Below are 12,329 nucleotides of genomic sequence, written 5' to 3'. Positions count from 1 at the left end.
TTTGTCCATGCCGCGGACATGGACAAGCCCGCTTCGGGAGAGCAAACAACGCAAAGACATCGCCATAAGCGAAAGAACGCGTAGTTTGTTCGACTATAAGGCCGCCTTTAATAGCTCGGTGGAGCAGGTTCGCAGCGAAGGACGCTATCGCGTCTTCGCCGATCTGAAGCGCATGCGCGGTCAGTTTCCGCAGGCCGTGCGTCGCCGTGAGGATGGTTCCGAACAGGACGTCGTCATCTGGTGCTCCAACGACTATCTCGGCATGGGCCAGCACCCGGTCGTGCTGGACGCCATGCACAACGAGATCGATGCGGTAGGCGCCGGCGCCGGCGGCACGCGCAACATCTCGGGCACCACGCGTTCGGCGGTCGATCTCGAAGCTGAGCTGGCCCACTGGCACCAGAAGGAAGCGGCGCTGCTGTTCACCTCCGGCTATGTCGGCAACGAGGCGACGCTGTCGACCCTGCAGAAAATCCTGCCGGGCCTGATCACCTTTTCCGATTCGCTGAATCACGCCTCGATGATCGCCGGCATCCGCCACGGCGGCGGCGAGCGCCACGTCTTCATGCACAACGATCTGGCGCATCTGGAGGCCCTGCTGGCCGCCGCGCCGGCCGATGCGCCCAAGCTGATCGCATTCGAGAGCGTCTATTCGATGGACGGCGACATCGCCGATCTGGCCGGCACTATTGCGCTCGCCAAGAAATACGGCGCCCTGACCTATCTGGACGAGGTCCATGCGGTTGGCCTGTATGGCGAAACCGGCGCGGGCGTCGCCGAGCGCGACGCCGTGCTGGACCAGATCGACATCATCGAATGCACCCTGGGCAAGGCGATCGGCGTGATGGGCGGCTATATCGCCGCCGACGCCATGATCATCGATGCGGTGCGCAGCTGGGCCTCGGGCTTCATCTTCACCACCTCGCTGCCGCCGGCCCTGACCGCCGGCGCCCTGGCCTCCGTGCGCCACCTGAAGGCGCACCCCGAACTGCGCGTCCAGCATCAGGAACGCGCCGCGACGCTCAAGGCCCGCTTCGCCGCCGCCGGCATCCCGGTGATGGAAAGCGAGAGCCACATCGTGCCGGTGCACGTCGGCGATCCGGTCCACTGCAAGATGATCTCGGACATGCTGCTGGACGAGTACGGCGTCTATGTCCAGCCGATCAACTATCCGACCGTGCCCAAGGGGACCGAGCGCCTGCGCTTCACGCCGTCACCGAACCACACCGACGCCATGATGGATCATCTGGTCCAGGCGATGGACAAGCTGTTCGCCCACTGCAACGTGGCGCGCCGACCCGTCGCCGCATGACGACGGGCGACGACCTCGGAGAGGTCATCGTCGAGTTCACCCGAAACGGCCCCTACCTCAAATGCTCGGCCGTCCATGTCGCGACGGGCCGGGAGGTCAGCGCCATGGGGCCGGTCAATGAACCCAAGTCCGTCGAACGGGTCGCGATCGCCAAGCTGAGGCGGGCACTGGGTAAAGGCTGACCACAAGATGTTGTGGTCGCGCGCGGCTGGGGATAGATAGGCCAGCTTCTGATTTCCGGGGATTCCAGCGTGACGGCCTTCACCCACGACGCCTATTTCACCAAGACGCTCGCTGACGCCGACCCGGATGTCTTCAAAGGCATTCAGGGCGAACTGGGCCGTCAGCGCGAACAGATCGAGCTGATCGCTTCCGAGAATATCGTCTCCCAGGCGGTGCTGGACGCGCAGGGTTCTGTCCTGACCAACAAATACGCGGAAGGCTATCCCGGTCGTCGCTACTATGGCGGCTGCGAGTTCGTGGACGTCACCGAGGATCTGGCGCGCGAGCGGGCCAAGCAACTGTTCGGCGCCGCCTTCGCCAACGTCCAGCCCCACTCGGGCGCCCAGGCGAACCAGGCGGTCTTCTTCACCCTGCTGCAGCCCGGCGACACCTTTCTGGGCATGGATCTGGCCTGCGGCGGACACCTGACGCACGGTTCGCCGGCGAACCAGTCGGGCAAGTGGTTCCGCCCCGTGACCTACAAGGTGCGCGAAGACACCCATCTGATCGACTACGACCACGTCGCCGAAATGGCCGAGCGTGAGAAGCCCAAGCTGATCCTCGCCGGCGCCTCGGCCTACAGCCGCCACATCGACTTCAAGCGCTTCCGCGAGATCGCCGACAGCGTCGGCGCCTATCTGATGGTGGACATGGCGCACTACGCCGGCCTGATCGCCGGCGGCGCCTATCCGGACCCGGTCCCGCACGCCCACGTCGTCACCACGACGACGCACAAGACCCTGCGCGGTCCGCGCGGCGGCATGATCCTGTCCAACGACGTTGATCTGGGCAAGAAGATCAACTCCGCCGTCTTCCCCGGCTTGCAAGGCGGCCCGCTGGAACACGTCATCGCGGCCAAGGCCGTGGCCTTCGGCGAGGCGCTGAAGCCCGAGTTCAAGGGCTATGCCCAACAGGTGGTCAAGAACGCCCAGGCCCTGTCCGGCGTCCTGATCGAGCGCGGCCTGGCCATCGTCTCGGGCGGCACCGACAGCCACCTGGCGCTGGTCGACCTGCGGCCCAAGGGCGTGACCGGCAAGGCGACCGAGCATGAGCTCGAAAAGGCGCTGATGACCTGCAACAAGAACGGCGTGCCGTTCGACACCGCCCCCTTCACCGTCACCTCTGGCGTGCGCCTGGGCACGCCGGCTGGCACCACGCGCGGCTTCGGCGAGGAAGAGTTCAAGCAGATCGGTCACTGGATCGCCGACGTCGTCTCGTCGATGAATGGCGGCGACGAAGCCGATCCGGCCGTGGTTGCGGGCGTCGCGGCCCAGGTGCGAGAGTTGACGCACCGCTTCCCGATCTACGGATAACCGCCTGATGAAGTGCCCTTTTTGCGGTCATCAGGACACCCAGGTGAAGGACAGCCGCCCGTCGGACGACGGCTCGGCCATTCGACGCCGCCGGTCCTGCCCGAACTGCAACGGGCGCTTTACGACGTTCGAGCGCGTGCAGCTGCGCGAACTGGTCATCCTGAAACGCAATGGACGGCGCACGCCCTTCGATCGCGACAAGCTGGAACGCTCGCTGGGGGTGGCGCTGCGCAAACGCCCGGTCCAGGCCGATCAGGTCGAGCAGATGGTCAACCGGATCGTCCGCCAACTGGAAAGCCTGGGCGAGACCGAAATCCCGTCTAGCACTGTCGGCGACTTCATCATGAAGGCGCTGAAGGGCGTCGATGAGGTGGCCTATGTCCGCTACGCCTCGGTTTACAAGGATTTCCGCCACACCGGCGACTTCGCCAAGTTCTTGGGCGACGAAGGGTTCGACGAACCGTCCGGCAAGGCCTGATGCGGGTCACGCTGAAACTGGCGACCTCCTTGGACGCGCGGATCGCCACGGCCTCGGGCGAGAGCCAGTGGATCACCGGCGAAGCGGCGCGGCTTGAGGGTCACCGTTTGCGCGCCGCCCACGACGCGATCCTGGTCGGCGTCGAGACGGTTCTGAACGACGATCCTGAACTGACCGCCCGCCTGCCGGGACGCAGCGTGGATCAGCCCTTGCGCGTCGTGCTGGACAGCCGGCTGCGCACGCCGCAGGCGGCGAAGGTCGCCGGCGAAAACACCCTGATCCTGACCGCCGCAGAACCGCGCACGATCGGCGCCGCCAAGGTGGTGCAGGTCGCCGCCGAGGACGGTCGTCCGACCATCCCAGCCGTGCTGAAAGCCTTGGAAGCCGCCGGCGCAACCTCGCTTCTGATCGAAGGCGGCGGCCAGGTCGCGGCGTCTTTCCTGCGCGCCGATGCCGTCGATGTGCTGGAATGGTTCCGCGCCCCAGTCCTGCTGGGCGGTGAGGGGCGGCCCTGCGTCGCCGCCTTGGCTCTTGCAAAGCTGGCCGACGCCCCCAAGTTCCGTCGCCTGGGCGTCGAGCCCGTCGGGGACGATCTGTGGGAACGCTACGCCCGTCTCTGACGCCGTCCAATTTAGACGATTAGACGAATTAGACGGTATTTTTCTCCCAAGGGGTCCAGAGTCCAAATGTTCACCGGCATCGTCACCGACATCGGCCGCGTCCGCGAGGTCCGCGAGACCGATCGCGACCGCCGTTACGAGATCGAGACCGCCTGGAACATCGACGGCATCGACCTGGGCGCTTCCATCAGCCACGCGGGCTGCTGCTTGACGGTGACCGAAAAGGGCCACGATGCACGGGGGGGCTGGTTCGCCGTCGAGGTATCGAACGAGACCCTGTCCAAGACCACCCTGGGCGGCTGGAAGACCGGGGACGGCGTCAATCTGGAGCGGGCCGCCAAGCTGGGCGACGAGATGGGCGGCCATGTCGTGTCCGGCCACGTCGATGGTCTTGGGCGGGTGGTTTCGATCACGCCCGAAGGCGGATCGCACCGGATCGAGGTCGAGGCCCCCACGCCTCTGCATCGCTATATCGCCGCCAAGGGGTCGATCACCGTGGACGGCGTGTCTTTGACCGTAAACGCCGTCGAGGGTCAGGTCTTCTCGCTGAACATCATCCCGCACACCTGGGACGTGACGACCCTGGGCCGCTTGAAAGTGGGCGATCCCGTCAATCTGGAGATCGACATGCTGGCGCGATACCTTGCGCGGTGGCAGGAGACCGCGTGATGCAAGCCCAGGCCGCAAACATGAACGACAGCCCCATCAGTCCCATCGAGGACATTCTGGAAGACGCCCGCAACGGCCGTCCCTACATCCTGGTGGACGCCGAGGATCGCGAGAACGAAGGGGACATCGTCATCCCCGCCCAGTTCGCGACGCCGGACCAGATCAACTTCATGATCCGCCAGGCGCGAGGCCTGGTGTGCCTGGCCCTGACTGCCGAGCGCGCTCAGCAACTGCGTTTGCCGCCGATGGCCGCAGACAACCGCGAGAGCATGAAGACCGCCTTCACCGTCTCGATCGAGGCCAAGGACGGCGTCACGACCGGCATCTCCGCTGCCGACCGCTCGCGCACCATTCATGTGGCGACCGACGCGTCCAAGGGCATGGACGACATCGTCTCGCCGGGACACATCTTCCCGCTGGTCGCGCGCGACGGCGGCGTTCTGGTCCGCGCTGGCCACACCGAGGCGGCCGTGGACATCAGCCGCATGGCCGGCCTGACCCCCGCCGGGGTGATCTGCGAGATCATCAAGGACGACGGCGAGATGGCGCGGATGCCCGATCTGGTCGCCTTCGCCCAGCTGCATGGGCTGAAGATCGGCACCATCGCCGACCTGATCGCCTATCGTCGCCGCACTGAACGCTTCGTCGAGCGGATCATGGATACGCCGTTCGAAAGCGTTCACGGCGGCCCGTTCCGCCTGATGCTGTACAAGAACACCATCGAGGGCGCCGAGCATGTCGCGCTGGTCAAGGGGCGCATCGATCCGGCCAAACCGACCCTGGTGCGGATGCACCAGGTGGACTTCGCCTGCGACCTGCTGGGCCACGTCGAGGCGCGCCAGGACTATGTGCCCAGCGCCCTGAAACAGATCACCGACCATGATGGCCCCGGCGTCGTCGTCTTCCTGCGCGATCCGTCGCTGACCTCGCTGGCCGAACGGCTGGCGGGCGCGGACAAGCCGGCGGCGATGGATCGATCGCTGCGCGCCTATGGCGTGGGGGCCCAGATCCTGCTGGACCTGGGCGTCAGGGACATGATCGTGATGAGTTCGACGCGACCCGAGCCGACCGCGCTGGAAGGCTACGGCCTGCGCATCGTCGGCTGGCGCGACATGGATGGAGAAATAAAGGCGTGACCGAAGCCCCCCGTATTCTGATCGTTGAGGCGCGCTTCTACGACGACCTGGCCGACGCCCTGCTGGAAGGGGCCAAGGAGACGCTGAAGGCGCGCGGCGCCGACTTCGACGTCATCACCGTGCCTGGCGCGCTGGAGGTGCCACCGGCCATCGCCCTGGCCGAGGAGGCCGGCCGTTTCCCGACCGCGCCCCGCTATGACGGCTACGTCGCCCTGGGCACGGTGATCCGTGGCGAAACCTATCATTTCGAGATCGTCTCCGATCAGTCGGCGGCCGGCATCATGGCGCTGGGTGTCAAGGGCGTCATCATCGGCAACGGCATCCTGACGACCGAGGACGAAGATCAGGCCTGGTATCGGGCCCGTCTTTCGGAAGGGGATAAGGGCGGCGGCGCGGCGAAGGCGTGCTTGGACCTCATTGCATTGAAGAAGCGGTTGCGTCATGGCGTCGGCGCATGACTGAACCGAACAGCGTCAAAGCCGTCCTCGAACAACTCGCCGAAGCCGAAAAGCAGCGCGCCGAGCCCAATCTGAGCTCCAAACAGCGTCGCGCCCGCACCGTGTCGCGTCTCGCCGCCGTCCAGGCCATGTATCAGATGGAACTGGCGGGCGAGGGCGTGGAGACGGTGATCACCGAATTCTCCAACTTCCGCTTCGACGCCGACATTGAGGGCGAAGCCTTGGCTGAGGCCGACGAGGCCTATTTCGCCGACATCGTGCGCGGCGTGATCGAAAGCCAGCGCGACATCGACACGGCCATCAAGGCCCGCCTGGCCTCCAACTGGAAGCTGGAGCGGATTGACGCCACCCTGCGCGCCCTGCTGCGGTCAGGCGCCTGGGAGCTGATCAAGCATCCCGAGACCCCGCGCGAGGTCGTGATCGACGAATATGTCGAACTGGCCAAGGCCTTCTTCGACGACGCCGAGGCGCGCTTCGTCAACGCGGCGCTGGACGGCGTGGCCAAAGACACCCGCAAATAATGCCGGCGCTCGACGTCGCGGGCGAGTTCGAGACGATCGAGCGGCTGTTCAAGCCCCTGGCCCATCCTGAGTGGGGCAGGGGGCTGGCCGACGATGTGGCGGCGCTGCCGTCACGCCCCGGCTATGACCTCGTCCTGACCAAGGACGCCATCGTCGAGGGCGTGCATTTCCTGCCTGACGATCCGCTGGACACGGTCGCCAGGAAGCTGCTGCGGGTGAACCTGTCGGACCTTGCCGCCAAGGGCGCTGAGCCGTTCGGCTATCTGCTGGCCTGCTTCTGGTCGGAACGCTGCGGCTGGCCCGAGCGCGAGGCCTTTGCTTCCGGGCTGGCCGAGGATCAGGCTCGGTTCGGCGTTCATCTGCTCGGCGGCGACACGATCAAGACGCCCGGCCCGCTGTCCTTCTCGCTGACGGCCCTGGGGTGGGCGCCGACGGGCAAGACCGTTTCTCGCGCAGGCGCGCAGATCGGCGACTTCGTCTTCGTCACCGGCGTGATCGGGGACGGGCTATTGGGGCTCAAGGCGGCGCAAGGGCAGCTGGGTCTGGCGCCTGAGCGGATGGAGGCTTTGGTCAGCCACTACCGGATGCCGACGCCACGGACCGACTTCGCCGACATCGTGCGCGAGTTCGCCACCGCATCCGTCGACGTGTCGGACGGCCTGGCCTCCGACCTAGCCCATATCGCGCAGGCCAGCAGGGTCGGTGTGGCGCTTAACCTGAACGTCCTGCCCCTGTCCGCGGCGGCCCAGGCCTGGTTCGACGACCGGGTCGATCCGCAGCTGTCTTTGGAAGATCTCGCCAGTGGCGGCGACGACTACGAGATCGCCTTCACCGCCCATCCGCGCCACGAAGACGCCCTGCGTCGCGAGGCCGAGCGCCGGCTGATTCGCCTGACCCGCGTCGGCGAAGTCACCGCAGGTCAGGGCCTGACGGTCCTTTACGACGGTCAGCCCGTGCCGATGGCCAGGAACGGCTGGACTCACGGCTGACGCGGCAAGGGAATCCTAACGCCCGTCCGGCAGGATGTCGCTATGGACCGTAGAACCCTGATCGCCGCCGGAACCGCTGCTCTGACCGGCGCCGCCGCCAGTCGCGCCGCCGCCTCTGGCAGCGAAACGGAGTCGGCGGCTGCGGCCCTGAGCATCGCGGGCCTCGGCCTGCCCGTCATCGAGGGCGGGCGTTTGCGGAACTACGTGTTCGTCGCCCTCAGGCTCGAACTCGGCGCCGGCAAGACCGTCGAGCAGATGAAGCCCAAGGAGGCCTTCTTCCGCGACGCCGTCGTCCGCGCGGCGCACAAGACGCCCTTCACCGTGCCCGGCGACTGGACACGGCTGGATGAACGGGCCCTGTCCGCGTCGCTGGTGGCGGCGTCTGCGGCGATCTCAGGTCGCGGCTCCGTGCGACGCGTCGAGGTCGTCAGCCAGTCGCCGCGTCGCCGAACGGGCATGCAGACCGCCCGCTGAACGGGCTGACCGACCGCTGTTGCGTCACTCCGCCTGCCATGACAGGCTCCCTTGGCAAATCCCAAAGAACGCACTGACGCGTTCGCCGCGTGCGGGGGGACCGGAAGGCGGACAGAGGCGATAACGCCCGACCGCGCCAAGGCCTGCGCGCCTGTTTGCAAGGGCATGGAAACGCCAATGACGAACTCACTTACGCTGGTCTTCGCGGCCGGTGTGCTGGCGGTGCTGTATGGCGCTGCTCAGACCGCCGGGCTGATGAAGGCGAGCACCGGCAACGACAAGATGCGAGAGATCGCCGCCGCGATTCAGGAAGGCGCCTCGGCCTATTTGAAGCGGCAATATCTGACCATCGGCATCGTCGGCATCGTGATCCTGATCGCCGCCTACTTCCTGATCGGAATCTATGCCGCCATCGGCTTCCTGATCGGCGCCGTCCTGTCTGGCGCGGCCGGTTATGCCGGGATGCTGATCTCGGTGCGGGCCAATGTGCGCACGGCGCAGGCGGCGTCAGAAAGCTTGGCCAAGGGATTGAACCTGGCGTTCCGCTCGGGCGCCATCACCGGCATGTTCGTAGCGGGCGGCGCTCTGATCGGGGTGTCGGGCTACTACATCGTGCTGACCCAGCACCTGGGCTTGGCCTCGACGGGCCGCGAGGTGATCGACGGGCTAGTGGCGCTAGGCTTCGGGGCCTCGCTAATCTCGATCTTCGCGCGCCTGGGAGGCGGCATCTTCACCAAGGGCGCCGACGTCGGCGGCGACATGGTGGGCAAGGTTGAAGCGGGTATTCCCGAGGACGATCCTCGCAACGCCGCGACCATCGCCGACAATGTGGGCGATAACGTCGGCGACTGCGCCGGCATGGCTGCCGACCTGTTCGAGACCTATGCGGTGACGACCGTCGCGACGATGGTGCTGGCTGCGATCTTCTTCAGGGGCCAGCCCTATGTGGATCTTATGATGGTGCTGCCGCTGGCGATCTGCGCGGTGTGCATCGTCACCTCAATCATCGGCAGCTTCTTCGTGCGGTTAGGCAAGTCGAACAACATCATGGGCGCCCTCTATCAAGGGCTTATCGTCACCGGCGTCCTGTCCATCGGTGCGGTCTGGTGGGTGATCGACCAGATGGTGACGGGGCCGATCGTGACGGCCAGCGGTCTCGAAATCCAGCCGATGGCGCTGTTCTGGTCCGGCATGGTCGGCTTGGCCGTGACGGCGGCGATCGTGGTCGTGACCGAATACTATACCGGATCGGGCTTCCGTCCGGTGCGATCGGTCGCCAACGCGTCGGTGTCCGGGCACGGCACCAATGTCATTCAAGGCCTGGCCGTCTCGCTGGAGGCGACGGCGCTGCCGGCGCTGACGATCATCGTCGGCATCGTGGCCAGCTTCCAACTGGCCGGCCTGTTCGGCATCGCCATCGCCACCACGACCATGCTGGGTGTGGCGGGAATGATCGTGGCGCTGGACGCCTTTGGACCCGTGACCGACAACGCCGGCGGCATCGCCGAGATGGCCGGTCTGCCCAGCGATGTGCGGCATTCGACCGATGCTCTGGACGCCGTGGGCAACACGACCAAGGCCGTAACCAAGGGCTATGCGATCGGTTCGGCGGGCCTCGGCGCGCTGGTGCTGTTCGCCGCCTATACGTCGGATCTGCAGTATTTCTCAGCCAACCCGGCGGACTACCCCTTCTTTGTGGGTATGGGAGAGATCGCCTTTGATCTGACCAATCCCTACGTCGTCGTCGGGCTGCTGTTCGGGGGACTGCTGCCGTTCCTGTTCGGCGGCATGTCGATGATGGCGGTGGGACGGGCGGCCGAATCGGTCGTCGCGGAGGTCCGACGCCAGTTCCGCGAGAACCCCGGCATCATGACCTATGAGGTGAAGCCGGAATACGGCCGGGCGGTCGATATCCTGACCAAGGCGGCGATCCGCGAGATGATCGTGCCGTCGCTGTTGCCGGTGCTGTCGCCGATCGTCCTGTTCGTCGCGGTGCTGGGCATTTCGGACAAGGCGAACGCCTTTGCCGCTCTCGGCGCCATGCTGATGGGTGTGATCGTCACCGGCCTGTTCGTCGCCATTTCCATGACCTCGGGCGGCGGCGCCTGGGACAACGCCAAGAAGGTGATCGAGGAAGGCTTCACCGACAAGAACGGCGTCGTCCACGGCAAGGGTTCTGAAGCCCACAAGGCGGCCGTGACCGGCGATACGGTCGGCGATCCTTATAAGGACACGTCCGGTCCGGCGGTGAACCCAATGATCAAGATCACCAACATCGTCGCCCTGCTGCTGCTGGCGGTGCTGGCGAGCGGCACCATAGGCTAGGCTGAAACATACAGCCCTTACGAAAACGCCCCGGAGAGCGATCTCCGGGGCGTCTTTGCTTTGGGGGATGAGCCGCCCTAGTCGGGGCGGCGTTGGCCGGGCGTGTCGTCTTCAGTGCGGGGCAGTTGGCCACGGCCGACGTTGCCCAGCAGTTGTTCCAGAACCGTCAGCTCACGACCGCGCGTCGGCGTCTCGTTGCGGTTCATGGCGATCTGCTCGCCGTCCGTCAGACCGAGAGTCCGCACCGACGCCACCTGATCGCCCTGCGGGACGAAGGTGATCTCTGTCACGGTGCGCGTCGAAACCTTGGGCAGGTTGTAGGTGTACTTCTCGGTCGTCTGGCTGATGTAGTACCAGACCTGATCCGGCTCGAACGTCGAGGTGGTCGAAGGCGAACCCAGCTTGGCGAGGACGGTCTCCTTGGTGTCCGTGCCGGCGACCACGTCCTGCGGCTTGGCGTCGATGGCCTGGAAGCCGTTGGAGCCGATGATCGGGGCGCAGGCGGCGGACAGGCCAGCCAGCGAAACAGCGACGAAAAGCGGGACGAAACGGGACATGGTCGGGCGCCTGCGAGAGAACAAGGTCTTTGACCTAGACGGACCTGCGTCCTAGTTCAACGGCGCGGCGGAAAAGGGGCCGTTGGAACCCATGCTGAAAAACCTGTTCAAACCCCAATCCGGCGTCCGTCTCGGCGACGATCTCTACGCCAAGGCCGTCAGTCAGGCCCGTAATCCGGCCTTCTACACGCGCCTAGCGGTCGACGACCGCATCGACGCGCGATTCGAGCTCTATACGCTGCATGTGTTGTTGCTGGTGCTGCGGCTGCGCGATGAGAACACGGCTCAAGGCCAGGATGCGGCTCAGGCGGTGTTCGACGTCTATGTCTCGGCGTTAGATCACGTCTTGCGAGAGGAAGGCGTAGGTGACGTCGCCGTCGGCAAGAAGATGCGTAAGTTGGGCGAGGCTCTCTACGGCCGGATGAACGCCTACGAGCAGCCGCTGCGCGCCGGCGCTGCGGCAGCTCTGGCCGAGGCGATGGCGAAGAATGTCTATGCGAACCCGCAAGCGCCCCATGCGAACACATTGGCGCGCTATGCGCTGACGACACGCGCAGCCCTGGCGGCGCAGGATTTCAACAAGGTGCTGGCGACGCCGGCCTGGGCGGAAGTTTGAAAGAGATGAGCGCGACGCTTCCCTACAGCGAACCGGTGCGGGTCAATCAGATCGGCGCAGGCCTGAGCCGCCGGCTGGAACCGGATGCGGAGACCTGCAAGCGAATCGCGCGCAGCCTGGATCTTCAGGGGCTGGACGATTTCACCGTCGATCTGGAGATCAAGCCGACGCCTTCAACCAGCGAATGGACGATGAAGGGCAGGGTGACGGCACATGCGGTGCAGACCTGCGGCCTGACGCTGGAGCCCTTGCCAGTCGATGTGGATCGGCGTTTTTCCATTCAGCTTGTCGAAGCCAAGCCCGAGGAAACCGACGAGATCGAGGTCACGCTGGATGAAGAAGACGCCGACGTGATCGAGGACGGCAAGATCGACCTGGGCCAGTACGCGGTTGAGCAGTTGGTGCTCTCGCTTGATCCGTTCCCACGCAAGCCGGGCGCGGAGTTCGTGCAACCTGAGGAGCCGACGGAGATTTCACCGTTCGCCGCCCTGAAGGCGCTTAAGTCCAAAGACGACCAAGGCTGAGGTTGACGTAGGGGCCGGGTGGTTGCATCCCCCGGCGTCGGCGTTATCGTCCAGCGCATCCTGCCAAGCGTCGCGCGACAAGACGACGCGGCCACAAGAGGTCCATTTGTCAGCC

15 protein-coding genes are annotated in these 12,329 nt (G+C 65.7%); 14 read left to right on the top strand and 1 reads right to left on the bottom strand.

Features of this window, described 5'->3' with window-relative positions; genetic code table 11:
* Nucleotides 1–85 precede the first annotated feature (85 nt).
* From hemA to BLR19_RS02725, 12 genes are all read left to right on the top strand, one after another.
* Nucleotides 86–1,312 carry a 5-aminolevulinate synthase gene (gene hemA / locus BLR19_RS02780; RefSeq protein WP_091746914.1) on the top strand — a complete coding sequence of 409 codons (1,227 nt, stop codon included), beginning with the start codon at nt 86–88 and terminating at the stop codon, nt 1,310–1,312.
* Nucleotides 1,309–1,494, top strand: a complete 186-nt coding sequence (locus BLR19_RS02775) for a DUF6898 family protein (RefSeq protein ID WP_066551576.1) — start codon at nt 1,309–1,311, stop codon at nt 1,492–1,494. Before hemA ends, BLR19_RS02775 begins: the two co-directional genes overlap by 4 nt.
* A gap of 69 nt (nt 1,495–1,563) precedes the next feature.
* Nucleotides 1,564–2,847 carry a serine hydroxymethyltransferase gene (gene glyA / locus BLR19_RS02770; RefSeq protein ID WP_039245111.1) on the top strand — a complete coding sequence of 428 codons (1,284 nt, stop codon included), beginning with the start codon at nt 1,564–1,566 and terminating at the stop codon, nt 2,845–2,847.
* Between the two features lie 7 nt (nt 2,848–2,854).
* Nucleotides 2,855–3,325, top strand: coding sequence for a transcriptional regulator NrdR (gene nrdR, locus BLR19_RS02765; RefSeq protein ID WP_039245113.1), 471 nt, complete (start codon nt 2,855–2,857; stop codon nt 3,323–3,325).
* A complete protein-coding gene (locus BLR19_RS02760) occupies nt 3,325–3,945 on the top strand; it encodes a RibD family protein (protein ID WP_091746911.1) in 621 nt (206 codons plus the stop codon). Before nrdR ends, BLR19_RS02760 begins: the two co-directional genes overlap by 1 nt.
* A gap of 66 nt (nt 3,946–4,011) precedes the next feature.
* Nucleotides 4,012–4,614 (top strand): riboflavin synthase, encoded by a 603-nt coding sequence (locus BLR19_RS02755; RefSeq protein WP_091746908.1) that lies wholly within the window; start codon nt 4,012–4,014, stop codon nt 4,612–4,614.
* Complete coding sequence (gene ribB / locus BLR19_RS02750) at nt 4,614–5,750, top strand: 3,4-dihydroxy-2-butanone-4-phosphate synthase (protein WP_091746905.1); 1,137 nt, start codon at nt 4,614–4,616, stop codon at nt 5,748–5,750. Before BLR19_RS02755 ends, ribB begins: the two co-directional genes overlap by 1 nt.
* Nucleotides 5,747–6,208, top strand: coding sequence for a 6,7-dimethyl-8-ribityllumazine synthase (gene ribH, locus BLR19_RS02745; protein ID WP_017503913.1), 462 nt, complete (start codon nt 5,747–5,749; stop codon nt 6,206–6,208). Before ribB ends, ribH begins: the two co-directional genes overlap by 4 nt.
* Nucleotides 6,205–6,729, top strand: a complete 525-nt coding sequence (gene nusB, locus BLR19_RS02740) for a transcription antitermination factor NusB (protein ID WP_091746903.1) — start codon at nt 6,205–6,207, stop codon at nt 6,727–6,729. Before ribH ends, nusB begins: the two co-directional genes overlap by 4 nt.
* Nucleotides 6,729–7,718, top strand: a complete 990-nt coding sequence (gene thiL, locus BLR19_RS02735) for a thiamine-phosphate kinase (protein WP_091746900.1) — start codon at nt 6,729–6,731, stop codon at nt 7,716–7,718. The genes nusB and thiL overlap by 1 nt, the downstream gene beginning before the upstream one ends.
* A gap of 42 nt (nt 7,719–7,760) precedes the next feature.
* Nucleotides 7,761–8,192, top strand: a complete 432-nt coding sequence (locus tag BLR19_RS02730; protein ID WP_091746897.1) for a hypothetical protein — start codon at nt 7,761–7,763, stop codon at nt 8,190–8,192.
* A gap of 177 nt (nt 8,193–8,369) precedes the next feature.
* Nucleotides 8,370–10,517 carry a sodium-translocating pyrophosphatase gene (locus tag BLR19_RS02725; protein WP_091746894.1) on the top strand — a complete coding sequence of 716 codons (2,148 nt, stop codon included), beginning with the start codon at nt 8,370–8,372 and terminating at the stop codon, nt 10,515–10,517.
* Nucleotides 10,518–10,594: 77 nt separating this feature from the next.
* Here the strand turns inward: BLR19_RS02725 and BLR19_RS02720 are convergent, their stop codons facing one another.
* Entirely contained in the window at nt 10,595–11,074 is a 480-nt protein-coding gene (locus tag BLR19_RS02720; protein WP_091746891.1) for an outer membrane protein assembly factor BamE, read from the bottom strand.
* A 91-nt stretch (nt 11,075–11,165) separates the two neighbouring features.
* On the opposite strand from BLR19_RS02720, the gene BLR19_RS02715 reads away from it, so the two are divergent.
* On the top strand, nt 11,166–11,690 hold the full coding sequence (locus tag BLR19_RS02715; protein ID WP_091746888.1) for a ubiquinol-cytochrome C chaperone family protein: 525 nt from the start codon (nt 11,166–11,168) through the stop codon (nt 11,688–11,690).
* 5 nt (nt 11,691–11,695) lie between these two features.
* Entirely contained in the window at nt 11,696–12,214 is a 519-nt protein-coding gene (locus BLR19_RS02710) for a YceD family protein (protein WP_091746884.1), read from the top strand.
* Nucleotides 12,215–12,329 lie beyond the last annotated feature (115 nt).

It is taken from the genome of Brevundimonas sp. 374 (assembly GCF_900102995.1).
GTDB lineage: Bacteria > Pseudomonadota > Alphaproteobacteria > Caulobacterales > Caulobacteraceae > Brevundimonas > Brevundimonas vesicularis_C.
This window is presented reverse-complemented; position numbering and strand designations above follow the sequence as displayed.

What these genes read in the sequence shown, in the direction of transcription:
- BLR19_RS02775 (WP_066551576.1), top strand. Translation starts at nt 1,309, where the DNA reads ATGACGACGGGCGACGACCTCGGAGAGGTCATCGTCGAGTTCACCCGA.
- nrdR (WP_039245113.1), top strand. Translation starts at nt 2,855, where the DNA reads ATGAAGTGCCCTTTTTGCGGTCATCAGGACACCCAGGTGAAGGACAGC.
- BLR19_RS02760 (WP_091746911.1), top strand. Translation starts at nt 3,325, where the DNA reads ATGCGGGTCACGCTGAAACTGGCGACCTCCTTGGACGCGCGGATCGCC.
- BLR19_RS02755 (WP_091746908.1), top strand. Translation starts at nt 4,012, where the DNA reads ATGTTCACCGGCATCGTCACCGACATCGGCCGCGTCCGCGAGGTCCGC.
- ribB (WP_091746905.1), top strand. Translation starts at nt 4,614, where the DNA reads ATGCAAGCCCAGGCCGCAAACATGAACGACAGCCCCATCAGTCCCATC.
- nusB (WP_091746903.1), top strand. Translation starts at nt 6,205, where the DNA reads ATGACTGAACCGAACAGCGTCAAAGCCGTCCTCGAACAACTCGCCGAA.
- thiL (WP_091746900.1), top strand. Translation starts at nt 6,729, where the DNA reads ATGCCGGCGCTCGACGTCGCGGGCGAGTTCGAGACGATCGAGCGGCTG.
- BLR19_RS02730 (WP_091746897.1), top strand. Translation starts at nt 7,761, where the DNA reads ATGGACCGTAGAACCCTGATCGCCGCCGGAACCGCTGCTCTGACCGGC.
- BLR19_RS02725 (WP_091746894.1), top strand. Translation starts at nt 8,370, where the DNA reads ATGACGAACTCACTTACGCTGGTCTTCGCGGCCGGTGTGCTGGCGGTG.
- BLR19_RS02720 (WP_091746891.1), bottom strand. Translation starts at nt 11,074, where the DNA reads ATGTCCCGTTTCGTCCCGCTTTTCGTCGCTGTTTCGCTGGCTGGCCTG.
- BLR19_RS02715 (WP_091746888.1), top strand. Translation starts at nt 11,166, where the DNA reads ATGCTGAAAAACCTGTTCAAACCCCAATCCGGCGTCCGTCTCGGCGAC.
- BLR19_RS02710 (WP_091746884.1), top strand. Translation starts at nt 11,696, where the DNA reads ATGAGCGCGACGCTTCCCTACAGCGAACCGGTGCGGGTCAATCAGATC.